This window comes from Bradyrhizobium sp. 44, from assembly GCF_023073095.1.
In the GTDB taxonomy this organism is placed as follows: Bacteria; Pseudomonadota; Alphaproteobacteria; order Rhizobiales; family Xanthobacteraceae; genus Bradyrhizobium.
In genome coordinates, this window is record NZ_JADPIY010000008.1 from 497,127 (window position 1) to 516,818 (window position 19,692).

The 19,692-nt window shown below is 64.5% G+C and carries 16 protein-coding genes; 8 read left to right on the forward strand and 8 right to left on the reverse strand.

Features of this window, described 5'->3' with window-relative positions:
• Positions 1-111 precede the first annotated feature (111 nt).
• Both IVB41_RS04310 and IVB41_RS04315 read right to left on the reverse strand, forming a co-directional pair.
• Entirely contained in the window at positions 112-927 is an 816-nt protein-coding gene (locus IVB41_RS04310; protein WP_247427057.1) for an acyl-CoA thioesterase II, read from the reverse strand.
• Positions 928-1,021: 94 nt separating this feature from the next.
• Positions 1,022-3,538, reverse strand: coding sequence for a glycogen/starch/alpha-glucan phosphorylase (locus IVB41_RS04315; protein WP_247285407.1), 2,517 nt, complete (start codon positions 3,536-3,538; stop codon positions 1,022-1,024).
• A gap of 230 nt (positions 3,539-3,768) precedes the next feature.
• Here IVB41_RS04315 and IVB41_RS04320 point away from each other — a divergent pair, with 230 nt between their 5' ends.
• From IVB41_RS04320 to IVB41_RS04330, 3 genes are all read left to right on the forward strand, one after another.
• On the forward strand, positions 3,769-3,999 hold the full coding sequence (locus IVB41_RS04320; protein ID WP_247427060.1) for a hypothetical protein: 231 nt from the start codon (positions 3,769-3,771) through the stop codon (positions 3,997-3,999).
• 7 nt (positions 4,000-4,006) lie between these two features.
• Entirely contained in the window at positions 4,007-4,306 is a 300-nt protein-coding gene (locus tag IVB41_RS04325) for a hypothetical protein (RefSeq protein ID WP_247427082.1), read from the forward strand.
• Between the two features lie 89 nt (positions 4,307-4,395).
• Positions 4,396-4,827 (forward strand): hypothetical protein, encoded by a 432-nt coding sequence (locus tag IVB41_RS04330; protein WP_247427085.1) that lies wholly within the window; start codon positions 4,396-4,398, stop codon positions 4,825-4,827.
• A 153-nt stretch (positions 4,828-4,980) separates the two neighbouring features.
• On the opposite strand, the gene IVB41_RS04335 is transcribed toward IVB41_RS04330, so the two are convergent.
• Positions 4,981-5,784, reverse strand: a complete 804-nt coding sequence (locus tag IVB41_RS04335) for a DUF2865 domain-containing protein (protein ID WP_247285411.1) — start codon at positions 5,782-5,784, stop codon at positions 4,981-4,983.
• A 238-nt stretch (positions 5,785-6,022) separates the two neighbouring features.
• Positions 6,023-6,586: an orotate phosphoribosyltransferase gene (gene pyrE, locus IVB41_RS04340; protein WP_247427090.1), complete on the reverse strand. Its 564-nt coding sequence runs from the start codon at positions 6,584-6,586 to the stop codon at positions 6,023-6,025.
• 174 nt (positions 6,587-6,760) lie between these two features.
• On the opposite strand from pyrE, the gene IVB41_RS04345 reads away from it, so the two are divergent.
• Positions 6,761-7,387, forward strand: a complete 627-nt coding sequence (locus IVB41_RS04345; protein ID WP_247428994.1) for a glutathione S-transferase family protein — start codon at positions 6,761-6,763, stop codon at positions 7,385-7,387.
• Between the two features lie 46 nt (positions 7,388-7,433).
• Here IVB41_RS04345 and IVB41_RS04350 read toward each other — a convergent pair whose 3' ends face one another.
• The 3 genes from IVB41_RS04350 to IVB41_RS04360 all read right to left on the reverse strand — a co-directional run bounded on the left by IVB41_RS04350 (position 7,434) and on the right by IVB41_RS04360 (position 12,596).
• A complete protein-coding gene (locus IVB41_RS04350; protein ID WP_247427109.1) occupies positions 7,434-8,069 on the reverse strand; it encodes a LysE family translocator in 636 nt (211 codons plus the stop codon).
• A gap of 169 nt (positions 8,070-8,238) precedes the next feature.
• Positions 8,239-11,319, reverse strand: a complete 3,081-nt coding sequence (gene polA / locus IVB41_RS04355; RefSeq protein ID WP_247427113.1) for a DNA polymerase I — start codon at positions 11,317-11,319, stop codon at positions 8,239-8,241.
• A gap of 209 nt (positions 11,320-11,528) precedes the next feature.
• Positions 11,529-12,596 (reverse strand): acyltransferase family protein, encoded by a 1,068-nt coding sequence (locus tag IVB41_RS04360; protein ID WP_247427116.1) that lies wholly within the window; start codon positions 12,594-12,596, stop codon positions 11,529-11,531.
• A gap of 193 nt (positions 12,597-12,789) precedes the next feature.
• On the opposite strand from IVB41_RS04360, the gene IVB41_RS04365 reads away from it, so the two are divergent.
• The 4 genes from IVB41_RS04365 to IVB41_RS04380 all read left to right on the forward strand — a co-directional run bounded on the left by IVB41_RS04365 (position 12,790) and on the right by IVB41_RS04380 (position 19,031).
• The gene (locus IVB41_RS04365; protein ID WP_247427119.1) at positions 12,790-14,106 is read left to right on the forward strand and encodes a UDP-glucose/GDP-mannose dehydrogenase family protein; all 1,317 of its coding nucleotides are present in this window, start codon (positions 12,790-12,792) and stop codon (positions 14,104-14,106) included.
• 123 nt (positions 14,107-14,229) lie between these two features.
• Positions 14,230-16,707 (forward strand): ATP-dependent helicase HrpB, encoded by a 2,478-nt coding sequence (gene hrpB / locus IVB41_RS04370; RefSeq protein ID WP_247427137.1) that lies wholly within the window; start codon positions 14,230-14,232, stop codon positions 16,705-16,707.
• 125 nt (positions 16,708-16,832) lie between these two features.
• Positions 16,833-17,342, forward strand: coding sequence for a TIGR02281 family clan AA aspartic protease (locus IVB41_RS04375; protein ID WP_247357668.1), 510 nt, complete (start codon positions 16,833-16,835; stop codon positions 17,340-17,342).
• Positions 17,343-17,531: 189 nt separating this feature from the next.
• A complete protein-coding gene (locus tag IVB41_RS04380) occupies positions 17,532-19,031 on the forward strand; it encodes a phosphomannomutase/phosphoglucomutase (protein WP_247427140.1) in 1,500 nt (499 codons plus the stop codon).
• A gap of 143 nt (positions 19,032-19,174) precedes the next feature.
• Here IVB41_RS04380 and IVB41_RS04385 read toward each other — a convergent pair whose 3' ends face one another.
• A complete protein-coding gene (locus IVB41_RS04385) occupies positions 19,175-19,684 on the reverse strand; it encodes an Lrp/AsnC family transcriptional regulator (protein ID WP_027565810.1) in 510 nt (169 codons plus the stop codon).
• Positions 19,685-19,692 lie beyond the last annotated feature (8 nt).

Below are 19,692 nucleotides of genomic sequence, written 5' to 3' on the forward strand. Positions count from 1 at the left end.
TGAGATGTCTCTCCACCGTCATTGCGAGCGCAGCGAAGCAATCCAGAATCCCTCCGCGGAAACAGTCTGGATTGCTTCGCTGCGCTCGCAATGACGAACTTGCGGAAGCAGCTACACCTTGAAATAGGCGATCTGCGTGCTCGTCGCGAGCAGTCTTCCGTTCGGCGACCACAGCTCGGCGTTCTGGTCGGCGTAGCTCTTGTGCATGATCTTCGAATCGGCGGTCGCCAGCACGCGGGTGATGTCCTCGGCGGCGAGCTCTTCGCTGTCGGTGTGGAAATACGTCGTCAGCGACACCGTGCCGAACGGCACCAGCTCGCGCCGTGCGTGGAAGATGCGGCCGAAGAAAGCGTCCGACATCGACATCAGCGACGGCATGTCGAGCTTGCGCGGCTCGCGATCGCTGATCCAGAGCTTTGAGTAAGTGCTGGCGAGCTCGGGCTTGGGCGGGCCGATCCGCATCTCGCCCTCGACGAAGCGGAATTCGTACTGGTTGGCCCAGGACGCCGCGATCTTCGGGAACGGCATCGTCTCTTCGAACGGCTTTGCATCGGGACATTGCGCCACCCTGTGCTCCCAGGACGGCCGGCGTTCGGCGAATACGGCGGTGGCGAGCGTTGCGACCTCGCCGCCGCCTTGCGACAGTTCGACGCTCCAGTGCTGGCTGGAGCGATTGGCCTTCACCAGCCGCACGTCCAGATCGAACGGCCCCTTCGCGATCGGCGCGCAGTAATTGACGGTGAGCGCCAGCGGGTCGCCGGCACGTTCCGGATGCTCGATCAGCGCACGCAGGATAGTCGCGGCCGTAACGCCGCCGAACGGGCCGACAAAGGCCCAATAGTCGTCGCTGGTGTGCCCCTGCCAGCTGGAGTCACCGGCGGTGACGCGGGTGGCGTCGTCGAAAGGGTGCGGGAGCTTGGCGTGCATTGTTCGATCCGGCGTTCAATGACGGACGTCATATCACGTCCGCCGCCGGCTTGTGCAATTACCTCGTGAGTAACCGATTTCACGTCGCGGAAATTCAGCCCGCGACGTCGCGCAAGGTCGGCAGCAACGGCGTGGTCGGGTTGACCGGCACGTTCCAGATCTCCTCGGCGTATTCGCGAATGGTGCGGTCGGAGGAGAACCACGCCATGCGCGCGACATTGAGGATCGAGGCGCGGGTCCAGGCCGGCGCCACCTGCCAGCGCGCATCGACGCTGCGCTGCGCCTCGTAATAGGAATCGAAGTCGGCGCTGACCATGTAGTGGTCGAGATAGCGGAGCGCGTGCGCGATCGATTCGAAGCGGCCGGGATCGCCGGGCGAGAATTCGCCGGCGCCGATCGCGTTGATGGCGCGCTGGAGCTTCGGCGAATTGCGGATCACGTCGGAGGCGTCCAGCCCCTGCTTGCGCCGGATCATCACATCGCCGGCTTCCATGCCGAAGATCGCGATGTTCTCCGCGCCGACATGGTCGCGGATCTCGATGTTGGCGCCGTCGAGCGTGCCGATCGTGAGGGCGCCGTTCAGCGACAGTTTCATGTTGCCGGTGCCGGAGGCTTCCATGCCGGCCGTCGAGATCTGCTCGGACAGGTCGGCGGCGGGAATGATCACCTCGGCGAGGCTGACATTGTAGTCGGGCAGGAAGACGACCTTGAGCTTGCCGCCGATCGCGGGATCGTTGTTGACGACTTCCGCGACGTCGTTGATCAGCTTGATGATCAACTTGGCGTAGCGGTAGCTCGCCGCCGCCTTGCCCGCGAAGATCTTCACCCGCGGCACCCAGTTGCCGTTGGGATCGTCCTTGATCGCCTGGTACAGCGCGACGGTTTCGATGACGTTGAGAAGCTGGCGCTTGTATTCGTGGATGCGCTTGATCTGCACGTCGAACAGCGCGGTCGGATCGACCTTGATGCCGAGCCGCTCGCCGATCAGGCGCGCCAGCGCCGTCTTGTTGTGAAGCTTGACTGCGCGGAACCTCTTCTGGAATTCGACGTCGCTGGCGCGGGCCTCGATCAGGCTGAGCTGCGTCGGATCATCGAGCACGGCGTCGCCGCAGGTCTCGCGCAACAGATCGGTCAGCTTCGGGTTCGCCAGCATCAGCCAACGGCGGAAGGTGATGCCGTTGGTCTTGTTGGTGATGCGGCCGGGGTAGAGATGGTTGAGGTCGTGGAACACGGTCTCGCGCATCAGGTCCGAATGCATCGCGGAGACGCCGTTGATGCGGTGGGAGCCGACGAAGGCGAGCTGGCCCATGCGCACGCGCCGGCCACTCCGCTCGTCGATCAGAGAGACCGAGGCGCGGAAGTCGATGTCGCCGGGGGCGCGCGCCTCTGCGAGCGCAAGGTGCTGCACGTTGATGCGGTAGATGATCTCGAGATGCCGGGGCAACAGCCGTTCGAACAGCTCGACCGGCCAGGTCTCCAGCGCCTCGGGCAGCAGCGTGTGGTTGGTGTAGGACAGCGTGGCGACCGTGATCTTCCAGGCCTCGTCCCAGCGGAAATTGTGATCGTCGATCAGGATCCGCATCAGCTCGGTGACGGCCAGGCTCGGATGGGTGTCGTTGAGCTGCACCGCGACCTTGCTCGACAGGCTGCGGAGCTGGCCGTCGGACGCAAGGTGCCGCTTGATCAGGTCCTGCAGCGAAGCCGAGACAAAGAAATATTCCTGGCGCAGGCGCAACTCGCGGCCCGCCGGGCTCTCGTCGTTCGGGTAGAGGAATTTACAAATGGCTTCCGCGCGCGACTGCTCGGCGCTGGCGCTGACATAGTCGCCGGTGTTGAAGGCGTCGAGCTTCAACGGATCGGGCGAGCGCGCCGACCACAGCCGCAGCGCGTTGACGTGCTGGCCGCGCCAGCCGACGATCGGCGTGTCATAGGCCATCGCCTGCACGGTCTCGGACGGATGCCAGATCGCGCGATCGCGGCCCTTGTCTTCGACATGCTCGACACCGCCGCCGAAGCGAATGTCATAGATCACTTCGGGCCGCTGCAATTCCCAGGGGTTGCCGAAGCCGAGCCATTCGTCCGGATATTCCTGCTGCCAGCCCTGATTGATGATCTGACGGAACAGGCCGTAATCATAACGGATGCCGTAGCCGATCGCGGGGATCGACAGCGTCGCCATGCTTTCCATGAAGCAGGCGGCGAGACGGCCGAGGCCGCCATTGCCGAGCGCCGCGTCCGGCTCGCATTTGCGCAGCTCAGGCAAGGAAACGCCGAGATCGCCGAGCGCGACTTCGAATATCTTCAGCAGCCCCATATTGTTCAGCGCGTCGCTGAAGAGGCGGCCAATCAGGAATTCGAGCGAGAGATAATAGACGCGCTTGCGCCCCGCATCGTAGCTGTGTTTCTCGGCCGTGAGCCAGCGATGCACGATGCGGTCGCGCAGCGCCAGCGCGGCGGCCTGATACCAGTCGTGCTTGGTCGCCATGCCCGCATCCTTGCCGATGGCAAGGCGCAGCTTCGCCAGTATCGCACCCTTGATCTCAGCCAGCGCGAGTTCGTCGATGGGCTGGTTGGGGGCGGGAAAATTGGGCTGGAACGATGAATCTTGCAAAGTCGTCACTTCCTGGTCGCGAGAACACTACTGACCCTACGCATCTTGCCTCTGTACCGGAACCATTGCTGGTGCGACCGTGCACTGCGTTGGCGTAAAATTATGCAAGGAACGGGCCGATTTGGGAACCCGGACGCATACGGGGAAACGTGGATTTGGTGCTAGAATGGCGGCCAATTCAGCCATCAGTGTGGAGGAGGCGCCCCATGAACTCTCCGATGAAAGCTCTGATGAGACGGCTGATCGAAATCGCCGCCGCCACCTTCCTCGTCGTCTGCATCACCGCGTCCAGCGCCGCCTTCGCCGCCGGCAAGACGGGCCGCAGCGCCGACGGCCTAAGCTGCGCCGTCACTCTTCCGCAAAACGCCACGCCCGCCGCCCGCTGCGCCGCCATCAAGCGCCAATGCGGCGGCAAGTTTTATGCAAGCGCGTGCGGGGATAGGTTGATGTCGGCGATGTGAGGCTGGGTTGGCATCGCCGTTCCACGAAATCTGGGAAGTAATCAACGAAAGCGGTCAGGTGCTGCCCTCGCTTGTACTTGCCGGTCCTGACGGCGACGATATTCGGAAGCATCTGTACGATAAAGCGGCGAAGGTCGATCAAGCAGCTCCGCGATGCGTCCTTCGCTTCGAAGCACAAAGCCACGATGAGGCGATGCAGCTCTATTACCGCCACTATGGCTGGGGGCAGTACACTTCTGAATTTGTCGGTGATCGGAAGCCCTATCCTGATGAATGGGCACAACGGCAACGCCTCGGAACAAATTAAGAACACTTTAGCAAGTCTTTGATATATCATTGTGATTCGGCGCGTTGCCGACACAATATCTAGCGTCTGCCAGACTTCGCGAGGACTACATGTCCACCATTGCCTTCGATCAATTTGCCCTCACCAGGATCGCCGATTTCGCGCGCTCGCTGTCGCGGCTGCATCAGGCGGCGCGGCGCTACGCGGTCGACGACGACCAGTTCGACCGCGAGTTCAACGCGGTGTGCCAGTCGATCTGGGGCTACACCATCGACGATGTCAGCGACGATCTGTTCTCGGCCGAGGACCATCTGTTCTTGGACACGCTGGACGAAGCGCATGCGCGCATCTTCGCCGCCGAGCAGGGGTATGACCTCATCGACGATCAGGGCATGCTCACTGATTGGTGGGGTTTTTGCTGGATGATCCTGGCCGAGAAGCGCGGCCTGCTCACGGCAGACAACCGCGCCGCCGCGCGCGCGGCGATCGAGGAGAAATATCTGGCGGCGCCGAATGTGATCGGCGTGATCATCGGACGGTGATCCACCATCCTCCGTCATTGCGAGGAGCTCTTGCGACGAAGCAATCCAGAGTACCTCCTCGGAGGCAGACTGGATTGCTTCGCTTCCGCCTTCGCGCTTCGAGCTTCGGCGGACAAGTCGCTCGCAATGACGGCTTGGCTATAGACGACCGCGCTAATCCAGCCCCGCCCGCTTCGCCGGCTTCTGCGTCTTCGGCACCGTCACGTCGGGCAGCGTCTCGCGCACGATCTCCGCGGCGGGGCCATCCGCCGCCACCGTCTCGGCGCGCACCGGCGCCACCTTCATCTCGCCGAGCCGTGCGCGGACCTGCGCAGTGAGACCGGGATAAGAGGCGACCGGGGTGAAGTCCGCGGCCTGGTCGTTGCCGACGCGGATGCCGGTATAGGCGACGAGGCCGTCGCTGGTGGCGATCACGTCGCCGGGCTTGAGCGACGAGTCCAGCGCCAGATCGACCGGAGCGAGGCCGACCGGCTCGCGACCGTTGCAGGTGCAGTCGGCGCGCAGCGCCTTGCGATAGGCGAACGCATTCTCGCTATCGGCATAGCGCTCGCCGGTCTGCGACGCCGCGCCGTCGATCGAGGAGCCGAAATAGATCTTGGTCGCGCTTGCAGGACAGAAGGCCTGACACATCTGCGCGGGCGAGGTGAGGCCGCGCATCAGCGGAAAATATTTGCCGTCGCAGCTGCGCACGCAGAACGCCGGTCCCGAGCCGCCGGCCGCGGCCGCACGTGTCGGCGGCACGTATGGCGGGCTTGCGGCATTCTGCTGGCCGGTGAAGGGATCGGCGTAGGAGGTCGCCTGTTGCGGCACCTCACGCTGCGGCCGCTGCTGCTGCATTCCGCCGAAGAAGAAGTCGAAGAGGCCTTCGGCCGAAACGGGGGCCGGAGCCGCAAGCAGCGGTGCTGCCAATGTGGCGGCTGCGAGTATCGCGCGACGCCACCGGCGTGCATGGGACATGACTGTACGCAAACGCTTACTCCACCCGACGCTACCCAACCGGCCGGGACCATCAGGTCTCAGCACATGATTCACCATAAGGCGGGATGGTAAATGAGCGGTTGAGGGGAGCGGTGTCGCCGGACGAGGTGGACCTCGTCATGGCCGGGCTTGTCCCGGCCATCCACGATCTCTGGTGCGGCAAAGACGTGGATGCCCGGGTCAAGCCCGGGCACGACGGCGGAGAAAGTCTAGCCGCTCAAGCCTTCAAGAACTCCGACGCCTTGTACAGCGAGCGGAATGGCAGGTTGGCCGCGCCAAAGGTGTCGTCGGCGCCTTCCTCGCGGTCGACCATGGTCAGCACCAGCACCACTTCGGCGCCGGTCTCGCGTACCGCTTCCACCGCCTTCATCGCCGAGCCGCCGGTGGTGGTGACATCCTCGACGATCACGACGCGCTTGCCCTCCAGCGTTTCGCCCCTGGGCAGCCCCTCGATCGCGAGCTTCGCGCCATGCTCCTTCGGCTTCTTGCGCACGAAGAAGGCCGCGATGGGATGGCCCTTGATCCAGGATATCTGCGCCAGCGCGCCGGCCAGCGGCACCGCGCCCATCTCGAGCCCGCCGATGAAATCGAGCTGGTCGTCCTTCAGCGCCTCATAGGTCAGCTCGGCGAGCAGCGTCGCACCTTCCGGGTCAAGCATGGTCGGCTTGAGGTTGAAGTAGAAGTCGCTCTTGCGGCCCGACGCGAGCGTCACCTCGCCGCGGCCGAAAGAGCGCCGGCGGATGATCTCGAACAGGCGGGCGCGGGAGGCTGATTTAGACACGGCGGGCCCTCGGGAGCGTTTTTGGAGGTGGCGGAATTTATCCGCGACGGCCCCGACATTCCAGAGGGGGCTTCCCCCGTCAACAGGGATCGGCCATCCCGGGCCGCCGGTTGTGGGGGTGCAACCTTCTGGAGTAGGTGGATGCCGGATATCTCGGGCAAGGAAACGCGACAAATGACCGTCGAGCTGCACACCTGGAACACGCCGAACGGCCGCAAGATCTCGGTCGCGCTGGAGGAAATGGGGCTGCCCTACAAGGTGATCCCGGTGAATATCAGCAAGGGCGAGCAGATGGCCCCGGATTTCCTGAAGCTCTCACCCAACAACAAGATTCCCGCGATCCTCGACCCCGAGGGGCCGGACGGCAAGCCCGTCAGCATCTTCGAGTCGGGTGCGATCCTGCTGTATCTCGGCGAAAAGACCGGCAAATTCCTGCCGAAATCGCTTTCGGGCCGCATCCCCGTCTACGAATGGCTGATTTGGCAGATGGGCGGCTTCGGGCCGATGCCGGGTCAGGTGCACCATTTCATCGCGCTCGAGAACGAGCAGGAGCGCGCCTACGGCCTCAAGCGCTACATGGCGGAGACGCGACGGCTCTACGGCGTCCTCGACCGCCGGCTGGAGGCCCGCGATTTCGTCGCCGGCGAGCTTTCAGTTGCCGATTTTGCCATCCTGGGCTGGGCCTGGCGTCACCCTCGCCACAAGGTTGACCTGGCCGACTTCCCCCACGTCAAGCGCTGGTACGAGGCCCTGATGGCCCGTCCGGCGGTGAAGCGGGGCATGGAGGCGAAGCTGGATTGAGGGTGGCTCTTCTCCCTCTCCCCGTTCTTACGGGGAGAGGTGAAAATCACACCTTCCGCGCTTCGACCGCCATCCGCACCGCAAGCCCGGCCAGCACCGTGCCCATCAGCCAGCGCTGGACCAGCATCCAGCTTGGCCGGTTTGCGAGAAACAGCGCGATCGATCCTGCCGCGAGCGCGATCATGGCATTCACGCTGACGCTGATCGCGATCTGGATCGCGCCGAGCACCACCGACTGCGCCAGCACGCTGCCGGCGGCGGGGTCGATGAACTGCGGCAGCAGCGCGAGGTAAAGCATCGCGATCTTCGGGTTGAGCAGATTGGTGACAAACCCCATTGCGAACAGTTTGCGCGGGCTGTCGATCGCAAGCTGCTTGACCTGGAATGGCGAGCGACCGCCCGGCTTGACCGCCTGCCAGGCCAGCCACAGCAAATAGCCGGCGCCGGCAAAGCGCAACGCGTCATAGGCAAAGGGAACGGCGAGCAGCAGCGCCGTGATGCCGAATGCGGCGCACAGCATGTAGAACACGAAGCCGAGCGCCACGCCGCCGAGCGAGACGATGCCCGCAGCTGGCCCTTGCGTGATCGAACGTGAGATCAGGTAGATCATGTTCGGCCCGGGCGTGAGCACGAGGCCGAGGCAGACGAGAGCGAAGCCGAGCAGGGCGGAGGTGTGGGGCATGGCTGAACCGGTGCGGGAGACGGCACGATTTTAATGTGCGGGCGATCGCGCCGCCATCGCGCAATTGCTCGGAGGACAATTCAGCTTGTGCGTGTCCCTCCAGCGTCGTCCCGGCCTAGTGCGCAATTGCGCACGGGGGGCCGGGACGACACGAAGCGAAGACGTAGCTTCAATGCGCCTCGTCCCAATTGTTGGCTGCGCGTGCATCGACATGTAGCGGCACTGAGAGCAGCACGGCCGGGAACGGCGCGTCCTGCATCACGTGCTGCACGACGGGGAGCGTGGCCTCGACCTCCGCGTCCGGCACCTCGAAGATCAGTTCGTCATGTACCTGGAGCAGCATCTGCGCCGAGAGCTTCTTCTCGGCCAGTGCAGCCTCCATCCGCGTCATAGCGCGGCGGATGATGTCGGCGGCGGTGCCCTGGAGCCGGGCGTTGATCGCGGCGCGCTCGTTGAAGGCGCGCACCGAGGCGTTCGAAGCCTTGATGTCGGGATAGTACATCTTCCGTCCGAACAGCGTCGTGACATAGCCGTGGTTCCGGCAGAAGTCGCGCGTCTCGTCCATGTAGGCGCGGATGCCGGGGAAGCGCTCGAAGTATTTCTTGATGTAGGCGGAGGCCTCTTCGCGCGCGATGCCGAGCTGGTTGGCGAGGCCGAATGCCGAAATGCCGTAGATGATGCCGAAATTGATCGCCTTGGCGCGGCGCCTGATTTCGCTCGGCATGCCCTTGATCGGCACGCCGAACATTTCCGATGCCGTCATGGCGTGAATGTCGAGACCGTCGCGGAACGCCTGCTGCAGCACGGGAATGTCGGCGATCTCGGCGAGCAGCCGCAGCTCGATCTGCGAATAGTCGGCGGAGACCAATTTGTGCCCCGGCGTTGCGATGAAGGCGCGGCGGATTTTTCGGCCGTCCTCGGTGCGCACCGGAATGTTCTGCAGATTTGGCTCGTTCGACGACAGCCGGCCGGTCGTGGTCGCGGCCAGCGCGTAGGTCGTGTGGACGCGGTGGGTCTGGGCATTCACGTAGGTCGGCAGCGCGTCGGTGTAGGTCGATTTCAGTTTGGAGACCTGGCGCCACTCCAGGATCTTCTTCGGGAGGTCGTGGCCCTGCTCGGCGAGCTCGTCGAGCACCTGAGCGGTGGTCGACCACGCGCCGGTCTTGGTCTTGGTGCCGCCGGACAGTCCCATCTTGCCGAACAGGATGTCGCCGATCTGCTTCGGGCTGCCGACATTGACCGGCTCGCCCGCGATCTGCTGGATCTCGGCTTCGACGCGGGCCGCGGTCTGAGCGAAGTCGCCGGAGAGACGCGACAGCACCTGGCGGTCGATCGAGATGCCGCGCCGCTCCATGCGCGCGAGCACCGATACCAGGGGCCGTTCCAGCGTCTCGTAGACCGTCGTCATGTGCTCGGCGACAAGGCGCGGCTTCAGCACGCGCCAGACGCGCAAGGTGATATCGGCACCTTCCGCCGACAGCGCCGCGGCCTTGTCGATCGGCACCTGGTCGAACGTGATCTTGCCCTTGCCGCTGCCGAGCAGCTCGTTTTCCTTGAGCATGGCGTGGCCGAACCAGCGCTCGGACAGCTGCTCGATCGCGTGCGAGCCGCGACCGGCATCAAGCACGTAGGAGATCAGCTGCGCGTCGTCGGTGTTGCGCAGTGTGATGCCGTGCTGCGCCAGCATCACCGCGGTGAATTTGACGTCGAAGCCGATCTTGAGAATGCCTGGTGATTCCAGTACCGGCCGCAGCGCCTCTATCGCCTCGGCATGCTTGACCTGGTCGGGCGCGAGGCCCGCGTCGAACAGGCCGGCGCCGCCGCCGGACTGCTTGTGCGCCAGCGGCACGTAGCAGGCCTCGTTCGGCGCCAGCGCCAGCGCGATACCGCAGAGATCGGCCTGCATCGGATCGATCGAGTTTGCCCGGATCTCGACCGCGACATGGCCGGCATCATGGATGCGCGCGATGAACGCGTTCAGTTCCGGGGGCGTCTTGACGGCCTGGTACTTGCTGCGGTCGACCGGGAGCTTCCGCAAAGCCTCTTCGCGCGCGGCGGCGAGAGAGATCGGCGCGCCCTTCGGGCTCGCGGCCTTGTCCTCCTTGGTCGCCGATGCATTGCGCTGGCCCACTGGCACTTGCGCCGGCGCGCCGGTTCCCGGGGCCGGCACGACGTCCGAAGGCGGCAGCGGCGAGAAGACGCTGGCGCCGCTGGAATAGCCTGGATCGGCATCGACGTTGGCCGGATCGATCTGCGAGAACTCGGCGACGCGGCGCGTCAGCGTGGAAAATTCCATCGCCTTCAGGAACGCGATCAGCTTGCGCGCATCGGGCTCGTGGACGGCGAGATCGTCCAGCGGGACGTCGAGGTCGACCTTGTCGTCGAGCAATACGAGCTGCCGCGAGATGCGCGCCTTCTCGGCGTTCTCGATCAGCGCCTCGCGCCGCTTCGGCTGTTTGATTTCGGTGGCGCGGAACAGCAATTGCTCGAGATCGCCATATTCGACGATCAGCTGCGCCGCGGTCTTGATGCCGATGCCGGGTACGCCAGGAACGTTGTCGGTGGAATCGCCGGCCAGGGCCTGCACTTCCACCACCTTCTCCGGCGGCACGCCAAACTTCTCGATCACCTCGGGGATGCCGATGCGGCGGTCCTTCATGGTGTCGTACATGGTGACGCAATCGGTGACGAGCTGCATCAGGTCCTTGTCGGAGGACACGATCGTCGCGCTCGCGCCGCGCTCGCAGGCTTGCCGCACATAGGTCGCAATCAGATCGTCGGCCTCGAAGCCGACCTGTTCCAGGCAAGGCAGGTCGAAGGCGCGTACCGCTTCGCGGATCAGCGCGAATTGCGGGATCAAATCGTCCGGGGCCGGCTGCCGGTGTGCCTTGTACTCAGGATAGATCTTGTTGCGGAACGTGATTTCCGACTTGTCGAAGATGATCGCCAGATGCGTCGGCCGGTTGTCCTCCGGCATCTCGCGCAAAAGCTTCCACAGCATGTTGCAGAAGCCGAGCACGGCATTGACCTGCAAGCCGTCGGACTTGCGGTTCATCGGCGGCAGCGCATGGTAGGCGCGGAAGATGTAGCCGGAACCGTCGACCAGGAAGACATGGTCGCCCTTGCCGGCCGCCTTCGCGGCGACGGGCTTGGCAGCAGCTGTCGCGGCAGCGGGCTTGGTTTCGGCGGCCTTGGGCGCGGCAGCCTTGGTGTCAGCTTGGGCGGTGGTCTTCGGGGAGCTCTTGGGCATGGCCGCAATGTATGAATTTTTGCGGGATTTGACAGCCTCGGGAGGTGGATTTTTGGCTTGCTGGAGCCGCTATCCCCACTGTCATTTCCCGCATCCCCCGCTGTCATTCCCCGCGAAGGCGGGGAATCCAGTACGCTGCGACTTATCCGTATACGACTGCTGCGTCTGGAATACTGGATCCCCGCCTTCGCGGGGATGACAGCAGAGTATCACTCCGCCGCCTGCAATCGCGGCCCTGTTTTCTTCGGCGCGATCCAGAACGCATCAGGCCGCTCGAACAGGAAATTGCCGCCTAGGCGCAGTGCGATCTGCCAGACCGCGAGCGAGCCGATCACGCCGGCGATGGTCACGATCAACGACACCGCACCGATGTCGGGAATGATGCCCGTGCGCAAGAGCAGCGTTCGTGTCGCCGCCATCGGCAGGAAGAAGGCGAGATAGATCACGATCGAATGCTCGCCGCAGAAGCGGAAGACGTTCAGCCATTGCACGCGCGCGAGCAGCGTGCCCATCGTGATGATGGCGCAGGCGCCGGCGAAGCCGAGCGCGAGCGATACGATTTTCCATTCGCTGGCGCCGAGCATAACCAGACCGCCATTGACCAGCGTCCACGTCGCGAGCGCTGCCAGCGCCCACGCAGGATGATTGCGCGCGCGGTCCGACAGCGCGAACACGTAGGGCGCGAACAGATAACCCGAATAGAAATAGACGAAACGCGCGCAGAACTCGTCGATCGCGGTCCAGCCCGTTGCGACACGCGCCGTCTCCAGTGCGGCCGCGATGAGCCAGATCGCGGGCGGCGGGACTAGCCGTGTCAGTTTTGTGACGACGAAGAAGATAGGCAGAAGGTAGATGAACCACAGCGTGCCGAACGGCTCGACGAAGGATTCCAGATAGAGCAAGCCGGCGTCGCGCCAGCTCGTTTCCGCCGCGAATGCGGGGGCCTTGAAGCCGAACTGGATTGTCACCCAGACGACATAGAAATAGGCGAAATGCACCACCTTGCGGTCGAGATAGGTTCGCCAATCCCGGTCGATCACCAGTGGCAGGAACAGGCCCGAAATCAGGAAGAAATCCGGCATCCGGAACGGTTTTGCGAAGGCCACCAAAACATGCATGAAGCCGGTCTCACCGGCGGCGAGCTCGACCCCCAGCACCGAATGCATCATCACGACCATGACGATGCAGATGCCCTTGGCGTAATCGATCCAATCGACACGCGCAGCAGCCGGGGCCTTGAGTCCCCCGCTCGCAGCGATTGTGCCTGCTAGTGCCATAGTGTCTCTTTTCGAGGCGTGTTCCGCCAGGATCTGTGTGAACGCGGAGCAGTTTGGCGCCTTGCGGCTTACGATTTCTTAACCGGTACAATTGCCGTGCCGTTTTTTGCACGCGGGCTGTTCCCTAACCTCGGGAAAATGCTAAACCGCCTTGGAATTGGGGTTTTGTTAACCAAGCCAAACAGGGTTTTTCATGCGCATTGCTATGATCGGCACGGGCTATGTGGGACTGGTGTCCGGGGCCTGCTTTGCGGATTTCGGTCACGACGTCATCTGCGTCGACAAGGACGAGAAGAAGATCGCTGCCCTTCATCGCGGCGAGATCCCGATCTACGAGCCCGGGCTCGACGAGCTCGTGGCGACGAACGTCAAGGCCAAGCGGCTGGAGTTCACCACCGATTTGTCCAAGCCGGTCGCGGATGCCGATGCTGTCTTCATCGCGGTCGGCACGCCGTCGCGCCGCGGTGACGGCCACGCCGATCTGTCCTATGTCTATGCCGCCGCGAAAGAGATCGCGCAGTCGCTGTCCGGCTTCACCGTCGTCGTGACCAAGTCGACCGTTCCGGTCGGCACCGGCGACGAGGTCGAGCGCATCATCCGCGAGACCAATCACAAGGCGGACGTCGTCGTCGCCTCGAACCCCGAATTCCTGCGCGAGGGCGCGGCGATCCGCGACTTCAAATTCCCGGACCGCATCGTCGTCGGCACCGCCGACGAGCGCGGCCGCAGGGTGATGAGCGACATCTATCGGCCGCTGTCGCTGAACCAGGCGCCGCTGATGTTCACGGAACGCCGCACCGCCGAGATGATCAAATACGCCGCCAACGCCTTCCTCGCGACCAAGATCACCTTCATCAACGAGATCGCGGACCTCTCCGAAAAGGCCGGCGCCAACGTGCAGGAGGTCGCCCGCGGCATTGGCCTGGACAACCGCATCGGCACCAAATTCCTGCATGCCGGTCCCGGCTTCGGCGGCTCGTGCTTCCCGAAGGACACCAAGGCTCTGATCAAGATCGCGCAGGACTACGATGTGTCCTTGCGCATCGTCGAATCCGTGCTGGCGGTCAACGAGAACCGCAAGCGGGCGATGGCGCGAAAAGTGAGCCAGGCGCTCGGCGGCTCGCTGCGCGGCAAGACCATCGCGGTGCTCGGCCTCACCTTCAAGCCGGATACCGACGACATGCGCGACGCGCCGTCGATCCCGTTGATCACCGGCCTGATCGACATGGGTGCGAAGGTGAAGGCCTTCGATCCCGTCGGCATGGAGCAGGCGAAGAGTGAGCTGCCCAGCATCACTTATTGCGAGGATGCCTATTCCTGCGCGGAAGGCGCCGATGCGATCGTGATCGTCACCGAGTGGGTGCAGTTCCGGGCGCTCGATCTCGATCGGCTGAAGGCGACCATGGCGCAGCCCGTCATCGTCGACCTCCGCAACATCTACCGCCCCGAAGAAATGGCTGCCGCCGGCTTCGTCTATGAGAGCATTGGACGACCGCCGGTGCAGGGCTGATAGCGGCAAATGATTGTCATACCCCGCGAAGGCGGGGTATCCAGTAATCCGCAATCTTCGTAATAACCGGGATTCGAGTTTACTGGATCACCCGCATGCGCGGGTGATGACGGAAGCGAGCTTTTGCCCCGCAGTTTCGACACGCCCCTCCCGATCGATGCCGTGCTCGACGAGCTCTCGCGCACGCTGGAGGCGCATCATGCCGCCGTGCTGGTGGCGCCGCCGGGCGCCGGCAAGACCACGCGCGTGCCACTGGCGCTGCTCGATGCCCCTTGGGTCAAAGGCAAGAAGATCATCGTGCTGGAGCCGCGGCGCATCGCGGCGCGCGCCAGCGCCGACCGCATGGCCAAATCACTGGGCGAACGCGCTGGCGAGACTGTCGGCTATCGCGTCCGCTTCGGCTCGAAGATCTCGCGCGCGACCCGCATCGAGGTGGTGACGGAGGGCATCTTCACCCGCCGGATCCTCGACGATCCCGAGCTGTCGGGCATCGCCGCCGTCCTGTTCGACGAATTCCACGAGCGTTCGCTCGATGCCGACATGGGCCTCGCGCTCGCGCGCGATGCGCAAACCGGCCTGCGCGAAGATTTGCGCATCCTCGTGATGTCGGCCACGCTCGATGGCGCCCGCGTCGCAAAATTGCTCGGCGAAGCGCCCGTCGTCGAAAGCGAGGGCCGCGCCTTTCCGGTCGAGACGCGCTATCTCGGCCGCAAGGCGGACGCGCCGGTGGAGCGGCAGATGGCGGATGCGATCGCCTCGGCCCTGCGTGCCGATGCCGGCTCGGTGCTGGCGTTCCTGCCGGGCGCCGCTGAAATCCGCCGCACCCAGAATCTCCTCGGCGAGCGCGTGCAGGATTCCAGCATCGAAATCGTGCCGCTGTTCGGGGCGCTCGACGCCGCCGTGCAGGACCGTGCCATCTCGCCGGCGCCCAAAGGCATGCGCAAGGTGGTGCTGGCGACCTCGATCGCGGAGACCTCGCTGACCATCGAGGGCGTGCGCATCGTGGTCGATTCCGGTCTTGCCCGCGTGCCGCGCTACGAGCCCGACATCGGCCTGACCCGGCTCGAGACCGTGCGCGTCTCGCGCGCGGCGGCGGACCAGCGCCGCGGCCGCGCCGGCCGCACCGAGCCCGGTGTCTGCTACCGGCTCTGGGACGAACCTCAGACAGCCTCGCTCGCGCCCTACACCCAGCCCGAGATCCTCAGCGCCGATCTGTCCTCGCTGGTGCTCGATCTCGCGCAATGGGGCGTCGCCGACCCTGCCGCGCTGTCGTTTCTCGACCCGCCGCCGCAGCCGGCCTGGAAGGAAGCAAAAAGCCTGCTCTCCGAGCTCAATGCGCTTGATGGCGATGGCCGCATCACTGCGGAGGGCAAGAGCCTGCGCGCGCTGGCGCTGCCGCCGCGGCTCGCGCGCATGATCGTGGATTCGCATCGTGCCGGCGAGGGCGAAGCCGCCGCCGAGATCGCCGCCATCATCACCGAGCGCGGGCTCGGCGGCGACAGTGTCGATCTCGAGCACCGGCGGGATCAGTTCCGCCGCGACCGTTCCGCGCGAGCCGCAAGCGCGCGCGACCTCGCGCGGCGCTGGGCCTCGCAGGTGGCGGCGTCAGAGAAGATGGCGACCGGCGAAGGTGATCTCTCGACCGGCCTGATGCTGGCCTACGCCTTCCCGGATCGCGTCGCGCGCAACCGCGGCAATGGCAGCTTCGTGCTCGCCAACGGTCGAGGCGCTGCGGTGGATCAGACCTCGTCGCTCGCGCGCGCGCCCTATATCGCGATCGGCGAGATGACCGGCACGGCGGCGAGCGGGCGCATTCTGCTCGCAGCGCAAATCTCGCAGGACGAGATCGAGCAGCATTTCGCCGAGCATATCGAATCCGTCGAGGAGATCTCGTTCGATCGCGGCGCGATGGCGCTGCGGGCGCGGCGTAAGCGCGCGCTGCACGCGATCACGCTCTCGGAGGCGACACTTGCCGTGTCGCCCTCGGAGGACACTGCGCGCATCTTCGCAGACGGGCTGATCGCCGCTGGCCTCGACCGGCTGCCCTGGTCGAAGTTAGCCAAACAATGGCGCGACCGCGTGATGTTCTTGCGCAAGGCCGAGGGCGACAGCTGGCCAGATCTGTCGGACGATGGGTTGATCGCGCGGCGCGACGATTGGCTGGTGCTGGCGCTCTACGACAAGATCGCGCTGAAGGATATCTCCGCCGGCGATCTCTCCGACGCGTTGATGGCGTTGTTGCCGTGGGAGATGCGCGCGCGGCTCGACCGCGAGGCGCCGACGCATTTCGAGGCGCCGACAGGCAGCGTGCTCGCGATCGACTATGAAGCCGAGCAGGGGCCGACCATCGCGGTGCGGCTCCAGGAATTGTTCGGCCTCAACACCCATCCCTCGATCGCCGCCGGCAAGGTGCCGCTGGTGCTGGAGCTGCTGTCACCGGCGCAGCGCCCGGTGCAGGTGACGCGCGATCTCCCCGGTTTCTGGCGCGGCAGCTACAGTGCAGTGCGCTCCGATTTGCGCGGCCGCTACCCGCGCCATCCCTGGCCGGAAGATCCGGCGAATGCGCTGCCGACCCGCCGGGTCAAGCCGCGCGGGACGTGAGCGTTACGAACACGCATTAACCGTCTGCTCATCCTTTTCGTCAAAATAGCACAGCTCTGGCCGCAGCGTCGCTCGCGGAGTGGCCTGCCGCGTGGTGAAATCGAGCTTCGGCTTCGAGTGGTGTGATGCGTAACATAATGATCTTCGCGGCGATCATGATCGGCCTCGGCACCTTCATGGCGCAGATGGCGGACAGGATGAGCTCCGCTTCGGCGACGTCGGTGCCGCGTACGGTAGCAGTCGCGTCCACCGCGCCGGCCGGCGGCCGCAGCCTCAACATCCCCCGCGACGGCCGCGGCCACTTCCAGACCGAGGGCCGGATCGAAGGCCAGCGCATCGGCTTCATGGTCGACACCGGCGCCTCCGTGGTTGCGCTGAACGAGACCTCGGCCGCCCGTTTCGGCCTGCGTCCCTCGCGCGGCGATTACAATGCCACCGTCTCCACCGCCAACGGCACCATCAAGGCCGCGCGCACCCGCATCGCCATGCTCGATGTCGGCGGCCTAATCGTGCGCGACGTCGATGCCATGGTGCTGCCCGACGAGGCGCTGTCCGAGAACCTGCTCGGCCTCTCCTTCCTCTCCCGCCTCAAGCGCTTCGAATACGCCAACGGTCAGATGGTGCTGGAGCAGTAAGGGTCTCCCAATGGCTCCAGCGATCACATATTTCAAGTAAATCTCTATTCCGGCCGCTCTCGCGGCCAGATTTCCCCGTTACCAAACTGCCGCAATTATCATCCATAAGCTGCCATTCCCGCCTTCCGCTGCGGCCCGGCATTCGCTAAGGCTGCATTAAATCTGGCTCTTTTTCACGAGACCGTCTCAATGTTCCCCAAGCCGAAATCCGTGTTGCTGCCCAACACCTATGCCTTCGAATCCGAGCCGATGGTGAAGGCCACGGGCTTTCGCGAATACGACGCGCGCTGGCTGTTCCAGAAGGAAATCAACCTGATGGGAATCCAGGCGCTCGGCATGGGGCTGGGCGCGCTGATCGCGGAGCTCGGCGTCAGCCAGGAGATCGTCACCGGTCATGATTTCCGCGGCTATTCGGCCTCGATCAAATATGCGCTGATTTCCGGCCTGATGGCAGCAGGCTGCAAGGTGCACGACATCGGGCTGGCGGTGACGCCGATGGCCTATTTCGCCCAGTTCGACCTCGACGTGCCCTGCTGCGCCATGGTTACGGCCTCGCACAACGACAATGGCTGGACCGGCGTGAAGATGGGCGCCAACCGCCCGCTGACCTTCGGCCCCGACGAGATGACGCGGTTGAAGGAGATCGTGCTGGGCGCCGAGTTCAAGAACAAGGCCGGCGGCTCCTATCAATTCCACGAGAATTATCCGGCGCGCTACATCGCCGATCTCACCAGCCGTCCGAAGCTCAAGCGCAAGCTCAAGGTCGTCGCGGCCTGCGGCAACGGCACCGCCGGCGCATTCGCGCCGCAGGTGCTGGAGGCGATCGGCTGCGAGGTAATCCCGCTCGACACTGAGCTCGACCACACCTTCCCGAAATACAACCCGAACCCCGAAGACATGGAGATGCTGCACGCGATCCGCGACGCGGTGCTGCAGCACAGGGCCGATGTGGGTCTCGGCTTCGACGGTGACGGCGATCGCTGCGGCGTGGTCGACAACACCGGCGAGGAGATCTTTGCCGACAAGGTCGGCGTGATGCTGGCGCGCGACATGTCCGCGATCCACAAGGATGCGCAGTTCATCGTCGACGTGAAGTCGACCGGCCTGTTCATCACCGATCCGGTACTGCAGAAGCAGGGTGCAAAAACCACCTACTGGAAGACTGGCCATTCCTACATGAAGCGCCGCACCCATGAGACGGGCGCCCTCGCCGGCTTCGAGAAGTCCGGCCACTTCTTCTTCAACAAGCCGTATGGACGCGGCTATGACGACGGTCTGGTGTCGGCGCTTGCGATCTGCGACATGCTCGATCGCGCCCCCGGCAAGTCGATGGCCGATCTCAAGAACGCGCTGCCGAAGACCTGGTCGTCGCCGACCATGTCGCCGCATTGCGCCGACGAGGTCAAATACGGCGTGATCGACAAGGTGGTGAAGCACTTCGAGGGCTTGCAGGCCAAGGGCGCCAAGATCGGCGGCCAGTCGATCCGCGATCTCGTCACAGTCAACGGCGTCCGCGTCACGGTCGAGGACGGCAGCTGGGGCCTGGTGCGTGCCTCCTCCAACAAGCCCGAACTCGTCGTCGTGGTCGAGAGCCCGGTCTCCGAGCAGCGCATGCACGACATGTTCGAGATGGTGAACAGCGTGCTGCGCACCCATCCCGAAGTCGGCGAGTACAATCAGAAGATCTGAGGCGCGAGGCTAGCCTCACTTGCTGTCATGCCCGGCTTGACCGGGGCATCCAGTACGCCGTGGCTTATCCGTATCCATCGTCGTCTCTGGAATACTGGATCGCCCGGTCAAGCCGGGCGATGACAGTTTGCGTGTGGTGAGCCCTACGCCGCCACCACCGCCGGGATCGGCAGCGCGGTGACCGACTTGATCTTCTCCATCGCGAAGCGTGAGGTGACGTTCTTCAGCGGCACGGCGCTGATCAGCTTTTTGTAGAACACGTCATACGCCTGCATGTCCGCGACGACGACGCGCAGCATGTAGTCGACGTCGCCGGCCATGCGATAGAACTCCATCACCTCCGGCATGGCGCTGACGGCGTCGGCGAACTTCTTGAGCCAGGCGTCGGAATGGTCGGAGCTCTCGACCGACACGAACACGGAGATGCCGAGCCCGATCTTATTCTGGTCGACCAGCGCCACCCGCTTGGTGATCACGCCGTCGGCCTCCAGGCGCTGGATGCGCTTCCAGCAGGGGGTCGAGGACAGGCCGACGCGGTCGCCGATCTCGGCGACGGAGAGGGAGGCATCATCCTGCAGCACCATCAGAATCTTACGGTCGATGGCGTCGAGGCGGCGGCTGGTCTCGGGGAGCGGGATGGCGAGATCGGTCATTTGAAGAA

Excerpts from the sequence above, each read along its gene's own strand:
- IVB41_RS04310 (WP_247427057.1), bottom strand. The coding sequence starts at position 927 with ATGCACGCCAAGCTCCCGCACCCTTTCGACGACGCCACCCGCGTCACC.
- IVB41_RS04320 (WP_247427060.1), top strand. The coding sequence starts at position 3,769 with ATGAGACGGCTGATCGAAATCGCCGCCGCCACCTTCCTCGTCGTCTGC.
- IVB41_RS04330 (WP_247427085.1), top strand. The coding sequence starts at position 4,396 with ATGTCCACCATTGCCTTCGATCAATTTGCCCTCACCAGGATCGCCGAT.
- IVB41_RS04335 (WP_247285411.1), bottom strand. The coding sequence starts at position 5,784 with ATGTCCCATGCACGCCGGTGGCGTCGCGCGATACTCGCAGCCGCCACA.
- IVB41_RS04345 (WP_247428994.1), top strand. The coding sequence starts at position 6,761 with ATGACCGTCGAGCTGCACACCTGGAACACGCCGAACGGCCGCAAGATC.
- IVB41_RS04350 (WP_247427109.1), bottom strand. The coding sequence starts at position 8,069 with ATGCCCCACACCTCCGCCCTGCTCGGCTTCGCTCTCGTCTGCCTCGGC.
- polA (WP_247427113.1), bottom strand. The coding sequence starts at position 11,319 with ATGCCCAAGAGCTCCCCGAAGACCACCGCCCAAGCTGACACCAAGGCT.
- IVB41_RS04360 (WP_247427116.1), bottom strand. The coding sequence starts at position 12,596 with ATGGCACTAGCAGGCACAATCGCTGCGAGCGGGGGACTCAAGGCCCCG.
- IVB41_RS04365 (WP_247427119.1), top strand. The coding sequence starts at position 12,790 with ATGCGCATTGCTATGATCGGCACGGGCTATGTGGGACTGGTGTCCGGG.
- IVB41_RS04375 (WP_247357668.1), top strand. The coding sequence starts at position 16,833 with ATGCGTAACATAATGATCTTCGCGGCGATCATGATCGGCCTCGGCACC.
- IVB41_RS04380 (WP_247427140.1), top strand. The coding sequence starts at position 17,532 with ATGTTCCCCAAGCCGAAATCCGTGTTGCTGCCCAACACCTATGCCTTC.
- IVB41_RS04385 (WP_027565810.1), bottom strand. The coding sequence starts at position 19,684 with ATGACCGATCTCGCCATCCCGCTCCCCGAGACCAGCCGCCGCCTCGAC.